Genomic DNA, 2,387 nt, shown 5'->3' on the forward strand with positions numbered 1-2,387 from the left:
GGTGGCGATGCTGTTGAACTGGGTCAGGTGTGCCTGCAGGTTGGTCACCGAGATGTCCGGCGCCGCCAGCACCGCGGCTGCGGTCCGTGCCGGGGTGTGGTCCGGCCGGCCCGGCCCGGTCAGGCCCGCCGGGCCAGCACCGCGCCGTTGGCGCCCGGAGCGTCGAACGGCACGGTGCGGACGTCGACGAAGCCGACGTCGGTGAGCCAGGCGCGGTACTCGGCGCCGGAGTAGTTCTTGCCGCCCTCGGTCTCGACCAGCATGTTCATGCCCATCAGCGCCGCCTCCGGCGGACCGGTGCGCTCGTCGTTGAGCAGCAGCTCGCAGATGACGACCGCCCCGCCGGGCGGCAGCGCGGCGTGACACTTGGCCAGCAGGGCCCGGTTCGTCGGCTCGTCCCAGTCGTGCAGGATCATGCTGAGCAGGATCACGTCGTGCCCGTCGGGCAGCGCCGCGTCGGCGAGGAAGTTCCCGGCGATCGTGCCGATCCGCCCGGTCAGACCGGCCGCCGCGATCCGCTCCTCGGCCCGGACGCACACGTGTGGCAGGTCGAGGACGGTCGCCGCCAGGTCGGGCAGCCGCCGACAGAACTCGACCGGGAATGCGCCCGCCCCGCCGCCGACGTCGAGCAGCCGGCGGTGCGCGCCGAAGTCGTACGCGTCGGCCAGCGCGCGGGCGGTGAAGCTGGAGGTCGAGTACATCGCGTCCCAGAACTCCGCGAGCATTCCCGGATCGGTGGTGTCGAACATCGACTGCTGGCGCTGCGGATCCCAGGTGAGGGGTCGGTCGGTGCGCAGCGCCTCGGCGATGCGGTGCCAGGGCAGGTAGGTGCGCAGGTCGGAGTAGCGGACCTGGGCGCCGAAGTAGTAGGGGCGGCCCTCGACCAGGAACTGCTCGGCGAGTTCGGAGTTGCGGTAGCCGTCGCCGGCCTTCTCGAGCAGGCCGAGCGAGGCGCTCGCGGCCAGCAGCAGGTCGGCCGGGCGCTCGGGGAGCCCGAACTCGGCGGACGCCTCGGCGACGGTGAGGGTCCGTCCGTTCGCGAGCCGGGTGAAGAGCCCCAGCTCGACACCGACCGCGAGGGTCTTGAATCCCCAGACGCCGGCGACCAGGCTCATGAGGGGAGTGGGAGTGATCATGAGACATATCAGAGCATGAATGCCCCCAGAAGCGTCAGCGTGGCACGGATGCCGCAGCCGGTCGCAGCACCGAGCCGAGCCAGCGCATCCTGCGCAGCGGGGTCACCGTCATCCAGCACATCTACGACACCCACTTCGCCTGGGTCGAGCAGGTGACGCGAATGCGGCAGCGGTGGGAACGCCTCGCCGGCCTGATCGATCCAGCCGTTCACGAGCGGGTGGCCGAACGCCTCGACGAGCAGTCCCGCGGCGCCGCCGAGTGGCGCGACCAGATCAACACCTACTTCTTCCGCAAGTCCGGGGTGCCCGACGCGCACGGCCGGCGCATCCACTGACCCGCCGCGGGTGGGCCGTGGCGGTAACGTGCGCGGCATGCGGCTTACCGTTCTCGGCGGGTGCGGGGTGTGGCCCGAGGCTGGCCAGGCATGCAGCGGCTACCTCGTCGAACACGACGGCTTCCGGCTGCTGGTCGACGTCGGCTACGCGATCCTGCCGCAGCTGCTGCAGCGGCTCAGCGTGGACGAGCTCGACGCGGTCTTCGTCAGCCACGGGCATCCCGATCACTGCGCCGATCTGAACCCGTTGCTGCGGGCCCGTGCGCTGCGCGACGACCCACCCGCGCCGCTGCCGGTCTACACGCTCGCCGGTGCGTTGGACGCGGTGCTGGCGCTGGACCGGCCCGGGATGCTGGACGCCGCGTACGCGCTGCACGAGTTCACCGCCGGCGACCGTCTCGACATTGGCCCGTTCCGCGCCGACACCCGTTCGCTGCCGCACTGGGTGCCGAACGCGGGGGTGCGGCTGGCCGCGGGTGACCGGGTGCTCGCGTACACCGGCGACACCGGGCCGAGCCCCGACGTGGTGGAGCTGGCCCGCGGGGCCGACCTGCTGGTCGCCGAGGCCACCTATGTGCACGAGGTGCCGGCGGACTCGAAGGGCTACCAGTCGAGCGCGCGCGACGCGGGTCGACAGGCCGCGGCTGCCGGCGCGACACGCCTGCTGCTGACCCACCTCCGACCGGGTACGGAGCACGCCGCCGCACGAGCGGCGGCCGGTGCCGAGTACGGCGGTGAGATCGCCGTCGCCACCGCCGGCCTGGTGGTCGATCTCCCCTAGCCCCGGGCCCCGCCGCCCTGCTTTCGCCGGTGATCAGGTCAGGTACTGCTGCACCGTGTCGTGGGCGACCGCCTGGTAGAGCGCCTTTGCCTTCGCGGTGTCCGGCAGCACCACGCTCTGGCCGCTGCGCATGCC

Annotated in this window: 3 protein-coding genes; 2 read left to right on the forward strand and 1 reads right to left on the reverse strand. The window is 72.3% G+C overall.

The features are described 5' to 3' along the window. Nucleotides 1-119: 119 nt before the first annotated feature. Nucleotides 120-1,136: a methyltransferase gene (locus tag AB0C04_RS32065; protein ID WP_357062202.1), complete on the reverse strand. Its 1,017-nt coding sequence runs from the start codon at nucleotides 1,134-1,136 to the stop codon at nucleotides 120-122. 89 nt (nucleotides 1,137-1,225) lie between these two features. Between AB0C04_RS32065 and AB0C04_RS32070 the strand changes: the two genes are divergently transcribed. Beyond that, nucleotides 1,226-1,471 carry a hypothetical protein gene (locus tag AB0C04_RS32070; protein ID WP_357062207.1) on the forward strand — a complete coding sequence of 82 codons (246 nt, stop codon included), beginning with the start codon at nucleotides 1,226-1,228 and terminating at the stop codon, nucleotides 1,469-1,471. Nucleotides 1,472-1,508: 37 nt separating this feature from the next. Next, nucleotides 1,509-2,252, forward strand: coding sequence for an MBL fold metallo-hydrolase (locus AB0C04_RS32075; protein ID WP_357062205.1), 744 nt, complete (start codon nucleotides 1,509-1,511; stop codon nucleotides 2,250-2,252). Nucleotides 2,253-2,387: the final 135 nt, after the last annotated feature.

The sequence above is a fragment of the Micromonospora sp. NPDC048909 genome, from assembly GCF_040649635.1.
GTDB lineage: Bacteria > Actinomycetota > Actinomycetes > Mycobacteriales > Micromonosporaceae > Micromonospora.